17 protein-coding genes are annotated in these 16,992 nt (G+C 72.4%); 15 read left to right on the forward strand and 2 right to left on the reverse strand.

Annotated features, from left to right (window positions below; genetic code table 11):
• Window positions 1-2 precede the first annotated feature (2 nt).
• From gatC to ASF89_RS05935, 12 genes are all read left to right on the forward strand, one after another.
• Window positions 3-302, forward strand: a complete 300-nt coding sequence (gene gatC, locus ASF89_RS05880; protein ID WP_055794582.1) for an Asp-tRNA(Asn)/Glu-tRNA(Gln) amidotransferase subunit GatC — start codon at window positions 3-5, stop codon at window positions 300-302.
• A 2-nt stretch (window positions 303-304) separates the two neighbouring features.
• Entirely contained in the window at window positions 305-1,855 is a 1,551-nt protein-coding gene (gene gatA, locus ASF89_RS05885) for an Asp-tRNA(Asn)/Glu-tRNA(Gln) amidotransferase subunit GatA (RefSeq protein ID WP_055794584.1), read from the forward strand.
• Window positions 1,855-3,354 (forward strand): Asp-tRNA(Asn)/Glu-tRNA(Gln) amidotransferase subunit GatB, encoded by a 1,500-nt coding sequence (gatB, locus tag ASF89_RS05890; protein WP_055812750.1) that lies wholly within the window; start codon window positions 1,855-1,857, stop codon window positions 3,352-3,354. The genes gatA and gatB overlap by 1 nt, the downstream gene beginning before the upstream one ends.
• Before the next feature lie 49 nt (window positions 3,355-3,403).
• Complete coding sequence (locus tag ASF89_RS05895) at window positions 3,404-4,153, forward strand: hypothetical protein (RefSeq protein WP_055812753.1); 750 nt, start codon at window positions 3,404-3,406, stop codon at window positions 4,151-4,153.
• The gene (locus ASF89_RS05900) at window positions 4,146-4,982 is read left to right on the forward strand and encodes a DUF3097 domain-containing protein (protein ID WP_055812755.1); all 837 of its coding nucleotides are present in this window, start codon (window positions 4,146-4,148) and stop codon (window positions 4,980-4,982) included. Before ASF89_RS05895 ends, ASF89_RS05900 begins: the two co-directional genes overlap by 8 nt.
• A 78-nt stretch (window positions 4,983-5,060) precedes the next feature.
• Window positions 5,061-5,705 (forward strand): hypothetical protein, encoded by a 645-nt coding sequence (locus ASF89_RS05905; protein WP_055794592.1) that lies wholly within the window; start codon window positions 5,061-5,063, stop codon window positions 5,703-5,705.
• Between the two features lie 25 nt (window positions 5,706-5,730).
• Window positions 5,731-6,135 (forward strand): DUF3054 domain-containing protein, encoded by a 405-nt coding sequence (locus tag ASF89_RS05910; protein WP_055812758.1) that lies wholly within the window; start codon window positions 5,731-5,733, stop codon window positions 6,133-6,135.
• Window positions 6,136-6,225: 90 nt separating this feature from the next.
• Window positions 6,226-6,945 (forward strand): DedA family protein, encoded by a 720-nt coding sequence (locus ASF89_RS05915; RefSeq protein ID WP_055794596.1) that lies wholly within the window; start codon window positions 6,226-6,228, stop codon window positions 6,943-6,945.
• Window positions 6,946-7,044: 99 nt separating this feature from the next.
• Window positions 7,045-7,857, forward strand: coding sequence for a hypothetical protein (locus ASF89_RS05920; RefSeq protein ID WP_055812762.1), 813 nt, complete (start codon window positions 7,045-7,047; stop codon window positions 7,855-7,857).
• Window positions 7,858-7,978: 121 nt separating this feature from the next.
• Complete coding sequence (locus ASF89_RS05925) at window positions 7,979-8,986, forward strand: SDR family oxidoreductase (RefSeq protein ID WP_055794600.1); 1,008 nt, start codon at window positions 7,979-7,981, stop codon at window positions 8,984-8,986.
• On the forward strand, window positions 8,983-10,449 hold the full coding sequence (locus ASF89_RS05930) for an NAD(P)/FAD-dependent oxidoreductase (RefSeq protein ID WP_055812765.1): 1,467 nt from the start codon (window positions 8,983-8,985) through the stop codon (window positions 10,447-10,449). The genes ASF89_RS05925 and ASF89_RS05930 overlap by 4 nt, the downstream gene beginning before the upstream one ends.
• Window positions 10,446-10,895, forward strand: coding sequence for an SRPBCC family protein (locus tag ASF89_RS05935; RefSeq protein WP_055812769.1), 450 nt, complete (start codon window positions 10,446-10,448; stop codon window positions 10,893-10,895). Before ASF89_RS05930 ends, ASF89_RS05935 begins: the two co-directional genes overlap by 4 nt.
• A 55-nt stretch (window positions 10,896-10,950) precedes the next feature.
• Here the strand turns inward: ASF89_RS05935 and ASF89_RS05940 are convergent, their stop codons facing one another.
• Complete coding sequence (locus tag ASF89_RS05940; protein ID WP_055812771.1) at window positions 10,951-12,633, reverse strand: long-chain-fatty-acid--CoA ligase; 1,683 nt, start codon at window positions 12,631-12,633, stop codon at window positions 10,951-10,953.
• Between the two features lie 134 nt (window positions 12,634-12,767).
• Here ASF89_RS05940 and ASF89_RS05945 point away from each other — a divergent pair, with 134 nt between their 5' ends.
• From ASF89_RS05945 to lepB, 3 genes are all read left to right on the forward strand, one after another.
• Entirely contained in the window at window positions 12,768-13,586 is an 819-nt protein-coding gene (locus ASF89_RS05945; RefSeq protein ID WP_055794608.1) for an SDR family oxidoreductase, read from the forward strand.
• A gap of 107 nt (window positions 13,587-13,693) precedes the next feature.
• Window positions 13,694-14,611, forward strand: a complete 918-nt coding sequence (locus tag ASF89_RS05950; RefSeq protein ID WP_055812774.1) for an oxygenase MpaB family protein — start codon at window positions 13,694-13,696, stop codon at window positions 14,609-14,611.
• Window positions 14,612-14,641: 30 nt separating this feature from the next.
• Window positions 14,642-15,229, forward strand: coding sequence for a signal peptidase I (lepB, locus tag ASF89_RS05955; protein ID WP_055794612.1), 588 nt, complete (start codon window positions 14,642-14,644; stop codon window positions 15,227-15,229).
• A gap of 19 nt (window positions 15,230-15,248) precedes the next feature.
• Here the strand turns inward: lepB and ASF89_RS05960 are convergent, their stop codons facing one another.
• Entirely contained in the window at window positions 15,249-16,943 is a 1,695-nt protein-coding gene (locus ASF89_RS05960) for a long-chain-fatty-acid--CoA ligase (protein ID WP_055794614.1), read from the reverse strand.
• Window positions 16,944-16,992: the final 49 nt, after the last annotated feature.

The raw sequence follows: 16,992 nt of genomic DNA on the forward strand, positions 1-16,992 counted from the left end.
CCATGTCTGACATCACGCGCGAGCAGGTCGAGCACCTCGCCGGTCTCGCCCGCATCGCCCTCACCGCCGACGAGATCGACACCATGACCCGGGAGCTCGGGCAGATCGTCGACAACGTCGCCAAAGTGGCCGAGGTCGCCACCGACGACGTGCCGGCGACGAGCCACCCGATCCCGCTCGAGAACGTCTTCCGCCCCGACGTCGTCGGCGAGACGCTGACCGCCGAGCAGGCGCTGTCCGGAGCCCCCGACCACGACGGCTCGCGCTTCCGGGTGAGCGCCATCCTCGGAGAAGAGCAGTAGAGATGACCGACACCGCAAGCCTCATCCGCCTCAGCGCGGCCGACCTGTCCACGAAGCTCGCGACGGGCGAGGTCTCGTCGGTCGAAGCGACGCAGGCCCACCTCGACCGCATCGCCGCCGTCGACGGCGACGTGCACGCCTTCCTCCACGTCAGCGACGCCGCGCTCGCCACGGCCGCCGACGTCGATCGTCGTCGCGCCGCCGGCGACGCGCTCGGCCCGCTGGCCGGTGTGCCGATCGCCGTGAAGGACGTCCTCTGCACCATCGACATGCCCTCGACCTCGGGCAGCCGCATCCTCGAGGGCTGGATCCCGCCGTACGACGCGACGGTCGTCCAGAAGCTCCGCGCCGCCGATCTCGTGCCCCTCGGCAAGACCAACATGGACGAGTTCGCGATGGGCTCGTCGACCGAGTTCTCGGCCTACGGTCCGACCCACAACCCGTGGTCGCTCGACCGCATCCCCGGCGGGTCGGGCGGTGGCTCGGCGGCGGCCGTCGCGGCCTTCGAGGCTCCGCTCGCGCTCGGCAGCGACACCGGCGGTTCGATCCGCCAGCCGGGTGCCGTGACGGGCACCGTCGGCGTCAAGCCCACCTACGGCTCGGTCAGCCGGTACGGCGCGATCGCGCTCGCCAGCTCGCTCGACCAGGTCGGTCCGGTCAGCCGCACCGTGCTCGACTCGGCTCTGCTGCACGACGTCATCAAGGGGCACGATCCCCGCGATTCGACCTCCCTGCGCGACGAGTGGCCCTCGTTCACCGAGGCCGCCCGTGCCGGTCTCGCCGGCGGTGCGCTGAAGGGCGTCCGGATCGGCGTCGTGAAGGAGCTGAACGGCGAGGGGTTCCAGGGCGGAGTCAAGACGCGCTTCTCGGAGGCCCTCGAACTGCTGACGGGCGCCGGCGCCGAGATCGTCGAGGTGTCGGCCCCCAGCTTCGAGTACGCGATCAGCGCCTACTACCTGATCCTCCCGGCGGAGGCGTCGAGCAACCTCGCGAAGTTCGACTCGGTCCGCTTCGGCATGCGCGTCGTCCCCGAGGGCGGCGGAACCGTCGAGGACGTCATGGCCGCGACCCGCGAGGCCGGGTTCGGCCCCGAGGTCAAGCGCCGCATCATCCTCGGCACGTACGCGTTGAGCGCGGGCTACTACGACGCCTACTACGGCAGTGCTCAGAAGGTGCGCACGCTCGTGCAGCGCGACTTCGCGAAGGCGTTCGCCGACGTGGACGTGCTCGTCTCGCCGTCCGCGCCGACCACGGCGTTCCCGCTCGGTTCGAAGATCGACGATCCGCTGGCGATGTACCTTAACGACATCACGACGATCCCGGCGAACCTCGCCGGCATCCCCGGGATCACGGTCCCCATGGGACTCGCCCCGGAGGACGGCCTCCCGGTCGGTCTCCAGTTCATGGCGCCGGCCCGACAGGACGCCCGCCTCTACACCTACGGCGCCGCCCTCGAGCAGCTGCTCGAGCAGAGCTGGGGGCGCACCCTCATCTCGCGCGCCCCCGATCTCAGCAGCACCGAGCAGAACGCCGCCACCGAAGGAGTCATCTGATGGCCAAGGCAGACCTGATGGACTACGACGAGGCCCTCGAGAAGTTCGAGGTCGTCCTCGGCTTCGAGGTGCACGTCGAGCTGGCCACGAAGACCAAGATGTTCTCGGATGCGCCCAACTTCTTCGGCGGCGCCCCGAACACGAACGTCACCCCGGTCGACCTCGGACTCCCGGGCTCGCTGCCGGTGGTCAACGAGCAGGCCGTGAGGTACTCGATCAGCCTCGGACTCGCGCTCGGGTGCTCGATCGCCGAGAGCTCGCGGTTCGCTCGCAAGAACTACTTCTACCCCGACAACCCCAAGAACTACCAGGTCAGCCAGTTCGACGAGCCGATCGCCTCGGAGGGCGAGGTCGAGGTCGAGCTGCCCGACGGGACCGTCTTCCGGATCCCGATCGAGCGGGCCCACATGGAGGAGGACGCCGGCAAGCTGACGCACGTCGGCGGCTCGACGGGTCGCATCCAGGGGGCCGAGTACTCGCTCGTCGACTACAACCGCGCGGGCATCCCCCTCGTCGAGATCGTCACCAAGCCCATCATCGGCGCGGGCGCCCTCGGCCCCGAGCTCGGCGCCGCCTACGTCTCGACCATCCGCGACATCGTGCGGTCGCTCGGCGTCAGCGAGGCGCGGATGGAGCGCGGCAACCTGCGCTGCGACGCCAACGTGTCGCTCCGCCCGCACGGCCAGGAGAAGCTCGGCACCCGGACCGAGACCAAGAACGTCAACTCGTTCCGCTCGGTCGAACGCGCCATCCGGCACGAGATCCAGCGTCAGGCGGCGATCCTCGACGGTGGCGGGACGATCACCCAGGAGACGCGTCACTGGCACGAGGACACCGGTCGGACCTCGGCGGGTCGCCCCAAGAGCGACGCCGACGACTACCGGTACTTCCCCGAGCCCGACCTGCTTCCGGTCGTGCCGCCGCGCGAGCTCGTCGAGGAGCTCCGCCTCGCGCTCCCCGAGGCTCCGGTCGCCCTGCGGCGTCGGCTGAAGGCCGAGTGGGGCTTCGCGGACCTCGAGTTCCAGGACGTCGTCAACTCGGGTCTCCTGACCGAGCTGGTCGAGACCGTCCAGGCCGGTGCGACGCCGCAGGCGGCCCGCAAGTGGTGGACGGGCGAGATCGCCCGTCTGGCGAACGCCCGGGGCGTGGAGGCGTCGAGCCTCGTGTCGCCCCTCCACGTCAGCGAGCTCATCGCCCTGGTCGAGTCGGGCGACCTGACCGACCGGCTGGCGCGTCAGGTGCTCGAAGGGGTCGTGGCCGGCGAGGGGTCTCCCGTCGAGGTCGTCGAGAAGCGCGGCCTGAAGGTCGTCTCGGACGACGGCGCCCTGATCGCCGCGATCGACGAGGCCCTCGCCGGGCAGCCGGACGTGCTCGCGAAGATCCGCGACGGCCGGGTGCAGGCGGCCGGCGCCGTGATCGGTGCGGTCATGAAGGCCATGAAGGGCCAGGCCGACGCGGCCCGCGTGCGCGAGCTGGTGCTCGAGCGCGCGCAGGCCTGACGCGCGGCGGCATGGTCGTCGTCGTCCGATCCCGAGGCGGAGCCGCCGGATGAGCGCGCCCCGCTGGATCCGCCCCGCCGCCCCCGTCGGGGTGGCGGTGGCGGGTCTGGTCGTGGTCATCGTGGCCGCGACGTCGCTGCTGCCGGAGAGGGTCACGATCATCCGTTCCCCCGGCGGGGGAGGAGCGGCCTTCGCCAGCCGAGACGACCTCCTGCTCGTCACAGCGGCCACGGTCCTCGCCCTCGTCGTCGTCTATCTCCTCTCGGCGGCGGCGCTGGCCTGGACGCCGGTGCGCCACCTGCTCGTGCCCCGCGGAACCCACTGGAAGCACGCGTCGCGGCGTCGCGAGCTCCGCCGGAGGCTGGCCGTCTACCTGGCCCGCAGCACGGCGGCGGCCCTCTGGTTCGTCGCAGCGCTCGTCGTCGTCGCCCTCCTCGGGCAGGACGGCGGGATCGCGGGGTCGTGGTGGATCCCCCTGGCCCTGTCGATCGTCTACGTCGTCGGCATGCTCGTCTGGTTCACCTGGGTGCTCACCGCCGGCTTCACCCCGCCGCGCTCGACCGAGCGCCGGGTCCCGACCGAGCGGTCGGCGTCGCGCGACGAGCCGAGGGGCCCGCGCGGGGTCGTCGCGACGTCGGCGCCGGGGGCCGGGTCGCGCGAGGTCGCGGGAGGCGCCGGCAGGACTCCGGCACCGCGCCCGGCCCCGCGCCCCGGCGAGGCGTCCTCGCCTCCGACGAAGGGGCCGCCGCGCCCGTACCAGCCCCGACCACAGCAGAGAGGCCTCCCTCCCCGTGACTGACGACCGCTACGGCGACGACGTCCTGAGCGGCGACTGGAAGCGCTCCGCGCGTCCGGTCGCGACCCCGACCGACGCCGTCCGCGACCTCGTCGTCGAAGAGCTCGGCAGCGGATTCACGGGCGCGATCGTGCGGGTCTCCGCCGGCCTCGTCGAGCTGGAGGACTGGAAGGGGCGGGTGAGGGCGTTCCCGTTGTCGGGCTCGTTCCTGATCGACGGTGCGCCGGTGGCGCTCCGCGTGCCGCGTGCCGCGCCGGCGGGCCGGGCCCGCACGGCGTCGGGCTCGTTCGCCGTCGACGGCGCCCGCGCGCGCGTCGCCCGCGAGAGCCGCATCTTCGTCGAGGGACGCCACGACGCCGAGCTCGTGGAGAAGGTCTGGGGTTCGGACCTCCGCATCGAGGGGGTCGTCGTCGAGTACCTCGAGGGCGTCGATCACCTGGCCGAGGTGCTGGCCGGATTCCGCCCCTCGTCGACGCGCCGGGTCGGGGTCCTCGTCGACCACCTCGTCGCCGGATCGAAGGAGAGCCGGATCGCCGAGTCCGTCATGCGGGGCCCCGCCGCCGAGAGCGTGCTGGTCGTCGGCCACCCGTTCGTGGACGTCTGGCAGGCCGTGAAGCCCGCGCGGCTCGGTCTCTCCGCCTGGCCGACGGTGCCCCGCTCGATCGAGTGGAAGCACGGCATCTGCGACGCCCTCGGCTGGCCTCACGACGATCAGGCCGACATCGCCGCCGCCTGGCAGCGGATCCTGTCGCGCGTGCGGACGTTCGCCGACCTCGAGCCCGCCCTGCTCGGTCCGGTCGAGCGCCTCATCGACTTCGTCACGGTCGACTGACGTCGGACGGGCGTCGGCCCCGGGGAATCGCCCGGGCGGACCGCGCCATCTCCGGCGGATGCCCGTAGATTCGACGGCATGGCCGATTCGATCGAAGGGCGCGTCCAGAGCGCCGTCGACGCCTGGCTGCGCTGGCTGCCCCGGTGGCGCATCGGCACCGCGCGCGGCCGGACCCGGGTCTGCCGCCTCTGCTTCGGCTCGCCGGTCGCCACGGCCGCCGGCTTCGACCGCGACGTGCCCCACGCCGTCCAGCACGCGCTGCTGAACCGACTCCGCCACATCGTCGACGACGAGGTCGAGGCGTACACGGCGCGCAACCTGCCGCTCGTCGATCGCGAGCTGCGCCGGGACGCCGAGAGCGCCGACGAGAGCGCGTATCGACCCGATGTCGGTCTCGATCTCGAGTTCGAGGGACTGGACGTGGACCCCGAGCCCGATCCGGGTCAGCCGTTCCTGTTCACGCTGGCCGGCCTCGCCGAGGAGGACGCGCCTCCTGCCGGGTCCCGACCCGGCACCCCCGTCGAGTACACGGACGAGGCGAAGGAGGCGCTGCGCCGGGAACTGGCGCTGGCCGACGACCACGCGCACTCGGTCGGCACCACCGTGTGCTTCGCCCTGGTCGAGCAGCGGGGACGCATCGGCGACGCCGTCGAGCGCCTGGTCGACCCGCAGATCGACGACCTGCTGTCGGAGCTCTCGCAGACCCTCGAGCAGCCCTCGTGACCCCGTCCCCTCTCGGAAGGCTCCCATGACCACCCGTCCGGTCCGCACCCGACGTCCCCGCGCCTCCTGGTGGGCGCTCGTCGTCGATCTCGCGTTCGTCCTGGTGTTCGTGCTGATCGGGCGCAGCAGCCACGCCGAGGCGCTCGACCCGCTCGGGGTCCTGACGACGACCTGGCCCTTCGCCGTCGGCCTCGTCGTCGGCTGGGCGAGCGTCCTCGGCGTCGGATGGCCGCCGGCGGGTCCGCGGGCCGGCCTCGTCGTCTGGGTCTCCACGGTCGTCGTCGGCGTCCTGCTGCGCGTCGCCTCGGGTCAGGGGATCGAGCCGAGCTTCGTGGTCGTCACGGCCGTCGTGCTCGGGGTGCTCCTGGTCGGTTGGCGGCTCGTCGCGGGGCTCGTCGGGCGTCGCCGGGGAAGCGGCCGCTCGGCCTGACGCGGGCGGTCCCCTCCCAGGCAGGCCCGGCATACTCGACCTGCCGATCCGAGCCCGACCCGAGCGGGACCCGAACCGACCCAGGGATCCATGACCTCCTCCGCCGCCCCGAGCGCCCTCCTGTCCGCCGCCTCCGCCCCCGGATCGCTGACCGAGAGCGGGGGCATCGTCGGCATCGCGTCACGGGTCATCGACGCGCTCGGCGAGTGGGGCGTCGGCCTCCTGACGTTCATCGAGACGATCTTCCCGCCGATCCCGAGCGAGCTGATCCTGCCGCTCGCCGGCGCTCTCGCCGGAAGCGGCGACATGAACATCGGGCTGCTCATCGTCGTCACGACGCTCGGCGCGTACGTCGGCGCCCTCGTGCTGTACCTGCTCGGGGCCAAGCTCGGCCTCGAGCGGAGCATCCGGTGGCTCTCGAAGCTGCCGCTCGTCGAGCGCGAGGACTTCGACAAGGCCGCGGGGTGGTTCCACCGCCATGGTCGCTCGGCCGTGTTCTTCGGGCGCTTCATCCCCGGCGTCCGCAGTCTCATCTCGCTGCCGGCCGGCGCCGACCGCATGCCGCTGGCGACCTTCTCGCTCTTCACGATCGTCGGCAGCGGCATCTGGAACACCCTCCTCATCGCCCTGGGCGCCGCCCTCGGAACGCAGTACGAGCTGATCGACCAGTACGCGAAGTACCTCGACTACATCGTCTACGGAGCGATCGCCGGGGTCGTCGTCTGGCTCGTGATCCGCGCCCTGCTCCGGCGACGGCGGCGCGGTGCGGACGCCGGGCCGACCCGGCCCCGCGACGACGTCCACGGCTGATCCGCACGGCGCGCTCAGGCGGCGGGGGGCGCTGGGTCCTACTGTCGTGCGTGCGGCTGCTTCCGCACCGCGCACACCGACACGGAACGGAACGCATCGATGGGATTCCTCGACAGGCTCCTCGGCCGAGACGATCAGCGACCGGATCAGCCCGGTGGCCGACCCGCGGCCGACCCGCGGCCGTACGGTCAGCAGTCGTACGACCAGCCCTACGGTCAGCAGTCGTACGACCAGCCGTACGGTCAGCAGTCCTACGACCAGCAGCCCCCTGCCCGGCCCGGCACGGCGGCCCCCGCCCGCAGCGACGACGAGATCGCCGTCGAGCGCTACCGCTATCTGCTGCGAACGGCGCCGCCCGAGACCATCGAGCAGGTGCACGCCGAGGCGTTCGAGAAGCTCACTCCCGAGCAGCGACGACTCGTGTTCGACGAGCTCAGCGCCCAGTCGCCCGAGGGTGAGCGTCCGCGCGGCGACGACGCCGGTTCGCTCGCGCAGGCCGCCACCCGCTCGGAGCTCCGTCAGCCCGGAACGCTCGAGCGGACGCTCGGCGGCGGCGGTGGCCCGGGGCAGCAGGGCGGCGCCGGTCGTCGCGGACCGGGCATGGGGTCGATGATCGGCGGATCGCTGCTCGGCACGGTCGCGGGCTTCGTGATCGGCTCGGCCCTCGTGAGCGCGTTCCTGCCCGACGCCGGGGCCACGGCCGACGGCGGCGAGGGTGACGGCGGCGAGGGCGACGGCGGCGGCGGCGAGGGCGACACCGGCGCGGACTCCGCCGACGCGGGAACGGAGACGGCGGGCGCCGACTCCGGCGCGGGCGACGGGGGCGGGGACTTCGGCGGCGGTGACTTCGGCGGCGGCGGGTTCGGCGGCGGCGACTTCGGCGGGGGCGACTTCGGAGGCTTCGACATCTAGCACCGAGCGGCCGGCGCCACGGTGACCACCGAGGAGGCGCGACTCACGTGAGTCGCGCCTCCTCGGTCGTGAACGACTACCGTCGGAGACCCGTGAACGCGAGGATGAGTCGAGGAGAAGCATGAGCACCAGCAGGATCGCCGTCGTCACCGGAGGAACCGCCGGACTCGGCCGGGCCACGGTCCGGGAGCTCGCCGCCCGCGGCTGGGACGTCGCCGTCCTCGCTCGCGGCCAGGACGGCCTGGACGGCGCCGTCGCCGACGTGGAGGCCGCAGGGCGTCGCGCGCTGGGAATCCCGACCGACGTCGCCGACCGTCTGCAGGTCGAGGCCGCCGCGGACCGGGTCGAGTCCGAGTGGGGCCCCATCGACCTCTGGGTGAACGACGCCATGGTCGGGGTCTTCGGGGAGTTCCTCGAGACGGACCCGGACGACTTCGAGCGCGCCACCGCCGTGAACTACTTCGGCTTCGTCAACGGCACACGCGCCGCGCTCTCGCGGATGGTCCCGCGAGACGCCGGTCACGTCATCCAGGTCGGTTCGGCTCTCGCCCACCGGGGCATCCCCCTGCAGGCCGCATACTGCGCGGCCAAGCACGCCGTCCAGGGGTTCACCGAGTCGGTCACGACCGAGCTGCTGCACAACGACAGCGCCGTCCGGATCTCGACCGTCGACATGCCGGCCCTCAACACGATCCAGTTCAACTGGGTGCGGACGACCCTGCCCGAGCACCCCATGCCCGTCGCGCCGATCTACGAGCCCGAGGTGGGGGCCCGGGCCATCGCCGACGTCGCCGACAAGCCCCGCCGCCGGTCGTGGATCGGCGAGCCCACCCTGGGGACGATCCTCGGCAACCGCTTCGCCGCGGGATTCATGGACGTCTTCCTCGCGAAGACCGGGTACTCCGGTCAGCAGGCGCCTCAGAAGAAGGAGCCGATGCTCCCCGACAACCTCTACGAGCCCACGGCCGGGGATCACGGCGCGCGGGGGATCTTCAGCGACATGGCTCACAGGACGAGCCCTCAGATCTGGTACACGCGCAACCGCGGGGTGAGCCGGGGCATCGCCGTCGCCGCCGCCCTGGGCGCGGGTCTCGCGACCGTCCGGGCGGTGTCGGGGCGGAGCCGATGAGTCGTCCCTTCGACGCCTCCGTCGTGGGGGCCGGCCCGAACGGGCTGGCCGCGGCGGTCGTGCTCGCCCGGGCGGGGCTGAGGGTCCAGCTCGTCGAGCGGGCGTCGACGCTGGGGGGCGGCACCCGCACGTCCGAGCTGACGCTGCCCGGTTTCCGGCACGACATCTGCTCGGCCGTGCATCCGATGGCGATGGCGTCCGGGTTCTTCCGGCGGTGGGGTCTCGAGCAGCGGGTCGAGATGATCGTGCCCGAGATCTCGTACGCCCACCCGGTCGACGGCGGCACGGCCGGCGTCGCCTACCGCGACCTCGATCGCACCGTCGACGGCCTCGGCGTCGACGGGCGGACCTGGCGCCTGATGTTCGAGCGTCTCGTCGAGCTCGAGGCGGAGATCTCGCAGTTCACGCTCTCGCCGATCCTCCAGGTGCCGAGACACCCCGGCGCCGTCATCGAGTTCGGTCTGAGGATCCTCGGGCAGGGCGGGCCCTGGTGGGACGCGGGGCTGCGCACACGGGAGGCGCGCGCCCTGCTGGCGGGCGTCATGGCGCATGCCATCCGGCCGATGCCGAGCCTGTCGGCCTCCGCCGCGGGTCTCACCCTCGCGGTCCACGGCCACGGGCGGGGCTGGGCCCTGCCCCGCGGCGGCAGCCAGTCGATCGCCGACGCCCTGGCCGCCGACCTGCGCGCGCACGGCGGCGTCATCGAGACCGACACCGAGATCACCGACCTCGGACAGCTCGACAGCGACGTCGCCCTGCTCGACGTGACGCCCCGTCAGCTGATCTCGATGGCCGGCCCGCGCCTCCCCGACGGCTACCGCCTCCGTCTCGAGCGGTTCCGATACGGAGGAGGCGCGTCGAAGGTCGACTTCGCCCTCAGCGGTCCGGTGCCCTGGGCCGTCGACGCCCTGCGCGGGTCGCCCACCGTGCACCTCGGCGGCGATCGCGCCGACGTCGCGCGAGCCGAGCACGACGTGGCCCGCGGGCGGGAGTCCGACGACCCGTTCGTCCTGGTCGTCCAGCCGAGCGTCGTCGACGACACCCGGGCGCCCGAGGGACAGCACTCCCTGTGGACCTACGCGCACGTGCCGTCGGGGAGCACCCGGGACATGACCGAGGTCATCACCGCGCAGATCGAGCGCTTCGCCCCCGGGTTCCGCGACGTCGTCCTGGCGTCGCACTCGTTCAGCGCCGACGAGCTCGAGGCCCACGACCCGAACTACATCGGCGGCGACATCGCCTCGGGAGCGCCGAGCCTCCGCCAGCTGGTCGCTCGACCCGTCGTCTCGACGGAACCGTGGCGGACCCCCGTGCCCGGGGTGTACCTCGCGTCGTCGTCCGTCCCGCCCGGCCCGAGCGTGCACGGCATGGGCGGCGCCTACGCCGCCCGGAGCGCGCTGCGCCACGAGTTCGGCATCACCCGCCTGCCCCGCCTGGGGCCCGACGATACGGAGAAGAAGTGAGCATCGAGGAGAGGTTCATCGACGCGTCGCCCGACGACGTCTTCCGGGTGTTCGGCGACGGCTGGTCGTATCCCAGCTGGGTCGTCGGCGCATCACGCGTCCGCGCCGTCGAGCGGGCCTGGCCCGAGGCCGGGGCGAAGATCAGCCACTCGTTCGGCGTCTGGCCGGCGGTCATCGACGACACGACGAGCATCGTCGAATGGGAGCCGCCCCGTCGCGTCGTCCTGATCGCCCGCGGGTGGCCCATGGGGGAGGCACGGGTCGCCTTCGCCCTGAAGCCCGTCTCGGGTGGGACCCACGTCACGATGACCGAGGACGCCGTCTCCGGTCCGGGCGCGCTCGTGCCCCGGGCGATCCAGGCGCTGCTGCTCGGTCCGCGCAACCGCGAGACGCTCCGTCGACTGGCGTGGCTGGCCGAGGGGTACCGCGAGGGGACGACCGACTAGGACCACGCGCGGGGCCCCGATGCGCGGGGCCCCGCCGCGGGGCGGCTCGCGTCGGTCAGTGCCCGAGCAGCTCGTCCCGCACCTTGCGGCGCAGGACCTTCCCGATGAGCGACGTCGGCAGGGCGTCGACGACGACGATGCGACGGGGAACCTTGTAGGGCGTGAGGTGCTTGCGGGCGAAGGCGCGGAGCTCGGCGACGTCGACCTGCGCGCCCGGTGCGACGACGATCGCCGCGGCGACCTGCTCGCCCCCGGGGCTGGGCATCCCCACGACGGCGGCGTCGACGACGCCGTCGAAGCGCGTCAGCACCTCCTCCACCTCGGAGGGCGACACGTTGAAGCCGCCGGTGATGATGAGCTCCTTGATGCGGTCGACGACCCGGACGAAGCCGTCGTCGTCGAGCGTCACGATGTCGCCCGTGCGGAACCAGTCGCCGTCGACGAACACCTCGCTCGTCGCCTGCGGCTTGCGGTAGTAGCCGGTGAACACCTGGGGGCCGCGCACGATGAGCTCGCCCGACTCGCCGGCGGCGACGTCGACCGTCGGCTGGTCGGGGTCGACGACGCGCACCTCGGTGCTGGGCAGCGGCAGTCCGACCGTCCCGGCGCGGCGGGTGGGCCCGACGGGATTGGCCATCAGCACGGGGGAGCACTCCGAGAGGCCGTAGCCCTCGACGAGCCAGCCGCCGCTCTCGGCCTCCCACGGCTCGACGACCTCGGCCGAGAGGGGCATGGCGCCCGAGATCGCGACCTCGACGCCGCGGAGCGAGACGCCGGCGTCGTCGGCCGCCTTGCGGAGGCGCGTGTAGATCGGCGGGACGGCCGGCAGGAAGGTCGGCGGTCGCTTCTTCATGACCTTGAGCACGAGCGCCGGGTCGAAGGCGGGGAACAGCACGAGGCGCGCCCCCATGCTCATCGCGAAGGTGAGGCAGAGGGTCAGACCGTAGGCGTGGAACATCGGCAGGACGGCGTAGACGGTGCAGGCGCCCTGCTCGATGGTCGGCACCCAGGCCCGCGACTGCGCCGCGTTCGAGAGCAGGTTGCGGTGCGTCAGCTGCGCGCCCTTGGGCGTGCCGGTGGTGCCGCTCGTGTACTGGATGACCGCGAGGTCGTCGGTCTCGGGGCGGGGGTGCTTGGAGCGGATCGGGCGCGAGCCGACGACGTCCTCCCACGGGGTCGTGTCGCGGACCGGCGTGAAGAGGCGCTCGCGGGACTCTCGCGCCTTGGCGATCGGCAGACGGAGGGCGAGTCGCGTGCCGAAGGGCATGGCCTTCGTCACGTCGACGGACACCACGTGGTCGACGGCGACGTCGTCGGGGAACGCCTGGATCGTGTCGACGACCTTGTTCCAGGCGATGGCGATCTTGGCGCCGTGGTCCTCGAACTGGTGACGCAGCTCGCGGGGCGTGTAGAGCGGGTTGTGCTCGACGACCACGGCGCCGAGACGCAGGACGGCGTAGAACGCGACGACGTGCTGCGGGCCGTTCGGCAGCACGAGGGCCACGGTGTCGCCGTGGCCCACGCCGAGCTTCCGCAGTCCCTCGGCCGCCCGGGCGACTTGCTCGACGAGCTCGGTGTACGAGGTCGTGGCCCCGAAGTACTCGAGCGCCACCGCCTTCGGGTAGCGCTTCGCGCTGCCGTCCACCAGGTCGAGGAGAGAGCCCGTGACGGGCTCGATCTCGTGCGGGACGCCGGGGGCGTAGGAGTCAAGCCAGGGACGCGGGGTCTCGATGGTCACCCCCTCACTCTAGGGCGAACGAGGCCGTTCGATCGTGCGCTCCGTGCAGCGTCGGTCGGGGCGGGCGCGTTCGGACGCCGTCCAGACATGCGGGCGTTGGATCGGAGACACCATCACCCGACGAGAGGAACACCGTGAGCAAGGTCTGGTTCATCACCGGAGCATCCAAGGGCTTCGGCCGCGAGTGGGCCGAGGCCGCACTCGAACGAGGCGATCGCGTTGCCGGCACCGCACGGAACCTCGACGACGTCGCCGGTCTCGTCGAGCAGCACGGAGACGCCTTCCTGCCGTTGCAGCTCGACGTCACCGACCGCGCCGCCGACTTCGCGGCCGTGCAGGAGGCCGCCGAGACGTTCGGCCGCCTCGACGTCGTGGTCAACAACGCCGGCTACGGGCACTTCGGCATGGTCGAGGAGATCAGCGAGAGCGAGGCCAGGGGGCAGCTCGAGACGAACCTGTTCGGGGCCCTCTGGGTGACGCAGGCGGCTCTGCCCATCATGCGCGAGCAGGGCTCCGGTCACATCGTGCAGGTCTCGAGCATCGGCGGCATCAGCGCGTTCCCGACGGTCGGCATCTACCACGCGTCGAAGTGGGCGCTCGAGGGCATCAGCCAGTCGCTCGCGCAGGAGGTGGCGGGCTTCGGCATCAGCGTCACCCTGGTCGAGCCCGGAGGGTTCAGCACCGACTGGTCGGGCCCCTCCGCGTCACGCAGCGACGAGCTCGACGAGTACGCGAGCGTGCGGGAGGCCGCCTCGAAGCGGCCCTCGGCCGCCGACCCCGGCGACCCGGAGGCCACGCGTGCCGCGATCCTCAAGGTCGTCGACGCCGAGCAGCCGCCCCTCCGGATCTTCTTCGGAAAGGCCCCGCTCGAGATCGCCACGAAGGACTACGAGTCGCGCCTCGCGACGTGGAACGAGTGGCAGTCCGTCTCGGTCGAGGCGCACGGGGGCTGACCCGCCGTCGCCGACGCGCGCCGCGCCTCCTGCGTCTCTCGGGACCGTCAGGAGGCGCGGCGTCCGTCGGCACGGCGCGCCCAGGTCGCGAGGCGCATGATCGAGGCATGCCCGCTCTGACCGAACCGCTCCGCTCCCGTCTGCAGTACACCTTCAACGGGCAGTACACGGGCACGCCGCAGTGGATCACCGACCTGGAGAAGGGCGACGACGAGGGGTTCTTCCTGCCCGGCTCCGCCGTCTGGGCCGTTCACGGCGCCATGTCGACCATCGCCGCGGGGGTGCGCGCGCTGCTCGTGCAGGCGCTGCACCCCGGGGCGCTCGCCGGTGTGCACGACCACTCGCGGTTCCGAGAGGACCCGCTGGGGCGACTGGCCGGGACGATCCGCTGGATCTACACCGTGACCTACGGCAGCCAGGAGGCCGCGACCCAGGCCTCGAACTGGGTCTCGCGGCTGCACACGAAGGTCGTCGGGCAGTACGACGACCGCCACGGCGTCACCCACGACTACGCCGCCAACGATCCCGAGCTGCTCAGCTGGGTGCACATGGCCTTCGCGGACTCGTTCCTCGCCGCGTACCAGCAGTGGGGGAAGGCTCCCATCCCCGGTGGGCCGGACGCCTACGTGCGCGAATGGGCCGTCGCGGGCGAGCTGATGGGCGTGCCGAACCCGCCGCGCAGCGCCGCCGAGATGCAGCGGCAGCTGATGGACTTCGACCGCCGGGGGATCCTCGAGCGGACGGCCCGCACCGACGACGTCGTGCGCTTCATCAAGCACCCGCCGCTGTTCCCCGTGCTCAGGGCCGGCTACCCGCTGCTGTTCACCGGAGCGGTCAGCACTCTGCAGCCGCGGTTCCGGGACCTGCTCGGCCTCAGGCCCCCGCACATCGGGCCGGTCGCCCTGCCGGCCGCCGGCCCCGCGCAGGTCATGTTGAACGGGATCGGAGCCGTCCTCGGACCGCGCCCGGTCGCCGAGAAGCACGCGCTCGCCCGACTCGACCGACTCGGGTGGTCGTCGATCTGACCGTCAGCGACGGCCTGAGAGGATGACGTCGTGACCGACACCGCGCCTCCTCGCCGCCACCGGCCGTTCCGCCTCGTGCGCGACCTGATCGTGATCGTGCTGATCGCCCTGCTCGTGTCGTGGGGCGTCCGCACCTATCTCGTGCGCTCGTTCTACATCCCGTCCGCGTCGATGGAGAACACGCTGATGATCGGCGACCGGCTCGTCGTCAACGTGCTCGCCTCCAGCGTGATGCCGCTGCACCACGGCGACATCGTCGTCTTCGAGGACCCGGGCGGATGGCTGCCGGGGGCGCCCGGGCAGGACCTCGTCAAGCGCGTCATCGGTCTGCCCGGCGACACCGTCTCGTGCTGCGACGCCGAGGGGCGCGTCCTCGTCAACGGCGAGCCGATCGACGAGCCGTACATCACCGTGCCCGACGGCGATCCGGCCTCGCTGACGCCCTTCGACGTCACCGTGCCCGAGGGGGCGCTGTGGGTCCTCGGCGACAACCGCGAGGACTCCGCCGACTCGCGGGCGCACCAGAGCGGCCCCTACGCCGGCTTCGTCCCCGAAGAGAACGTCGTCGGCCGGGCCTTCGTCGTGTTCTGGCCGTTCGACCGGGCCCGCTGGCTCTAGTCGTACCGGCTCGACCCCTCTAGCGGGCCGCGATGAGGGCGTCGCGCACCTGGCGACGCAGCACCTTGCCGATGAGCGACTTCGGCAGCTCGTCGACGACGACGACGCGCCGGGGCACCTTGTAGGCGGCCAGACGCCCGCGGCAGTGATCCCGCACGGCGGCCTCGTCGAGGGTCGCACCCGGCTCGAGCACGACCGCCGCCACGACGTCCTCGCCGCCCTCGGCGCGCGGCACCCCGACCACGGCGGCCTCGGCGATGCCGTCGGCGCCGAGCACGGCCTCCTCGACCTCGGACGGCGCCACGTTGAAGCCGCCCGTCACGATGAGCTCCTTGATGCGGTCGACGATGGTGACGTACCCGTCGGCGCTCATGCTGACGATGTCCCCGGTGCGGAACCACCCGCCCTCGAGGAACGCCTCAGCCGTCTCGTCGGGTCGGTTCCAGTACCCGCGGAACACCTGCGGACCGCGCAGCAGCAGCTCACCAGCAGCCCCGGGAGGCACGGGGCGGGTCGGATCGGGGGAGTCCCGATCGACGACGATCGCCTCCGTCGACGGGAAGGGCACGCCGACCGTGCCGACGCGGCGGGTCGGGCCGATCGGGTTGCCGAGCGCGACGGGGGAGGTCTCGGTCAGCCCGAACCCCTCGACGAGCATGCCGCCCGTCACGCCCTCCCAGGCGGTGACGACCGGGTTCGGCAGGTTCATCGCGCCCGAGATCGCGAAGCGGGCCGACGACAGGTCGACGCCCTTCTCGCGGGCGCCGTCGGCGAGACGCTGGTAGATCGGCGGCACCGCAGGCAGGAAGGTCGGCGGGTGCTTCCTGGCCGCCTTGAGCACGAGGTCGACGTCGAACTTCGGGAACAGCACGAGCCGGGCCCCGAGGCTCATCGCGAAGGTGAGGCAGAGCGTCAGCCCGTAGGCGTGGAAGAACGGCAGCACGCCATAGACGGTCTCGGCCCCCTCGACGAGCCCGGGCACCCAGGCGCGCCCCTGCTCGGCGTTGCTGCGGAGGTTGCGGTGCGTGAGGATGGCGCCCTTCGGCGAGCCCGTCGTCCCGCTGGTGTACTGCAGCAGGGCGACGTCGTCGACGTCGGGCCGAGGGTGCTTCCTCTTGATCGGGCGGTTCGACAGCAGGTCGTCGAACGTGGCGTCGCCGGTCGCGCCGTCGGTCAGCGCGCTCCGCGACTTCCGGGCGGCGGGGATCGGCAGGGTGAGGGCGAGACGGGTGGCGAGCGGCATGCCCTTCGTGACGTCGACCGAGACGACCGTGGCGAGCCCCAGGTCGGACGGCAGCGCCCTCAGGCGGTCGACGAGCTTGTCCCACGCGACGGCGATCGTTGCGCCGTGGTCCTCGAAGAGGTGACGCAGCTCGCGGTCGGTGTAGAGCGGGTTGTGCTCGACGACGACCGCGCCGAGGCGCAGCACGGCGTAGAACGCGACCACGTGCTGCGGACTGTTGGGCACGATCAGGGCGACGCGGTCGCCGCGACGCACACCGAGCCTCCTGAGCCCCTCGGCCGCCCGGGAGATCTGATCGCCCAGATCGCGGTACGAGGTCTCGCGACCGAAGAACTCGAGGGCGGGCCGGCCGCGGTGCGTGGCGACGGCGTCGTCGATGAGGTCGACGAGGCTGCCGGTGACGGGCTCGATGTCGGCGGGGACGTCGGGGGCGTAGCTGTGCAGCCAGGGGCGGTCGATCGGATCGGTCATGCCGCCGAGCTTGCCAGGGTCGGGTGATGAACACCCGGGAGGCGCGGGT

The organism is Frigoribacterium sp. Leaf172 (genome assembly GCF_001424285.1).
GTDB lineage: Bacteria > Actinomycetota > Actinomycetes > Actinomycetales > Microbacteriaceae > Frigoribacterium.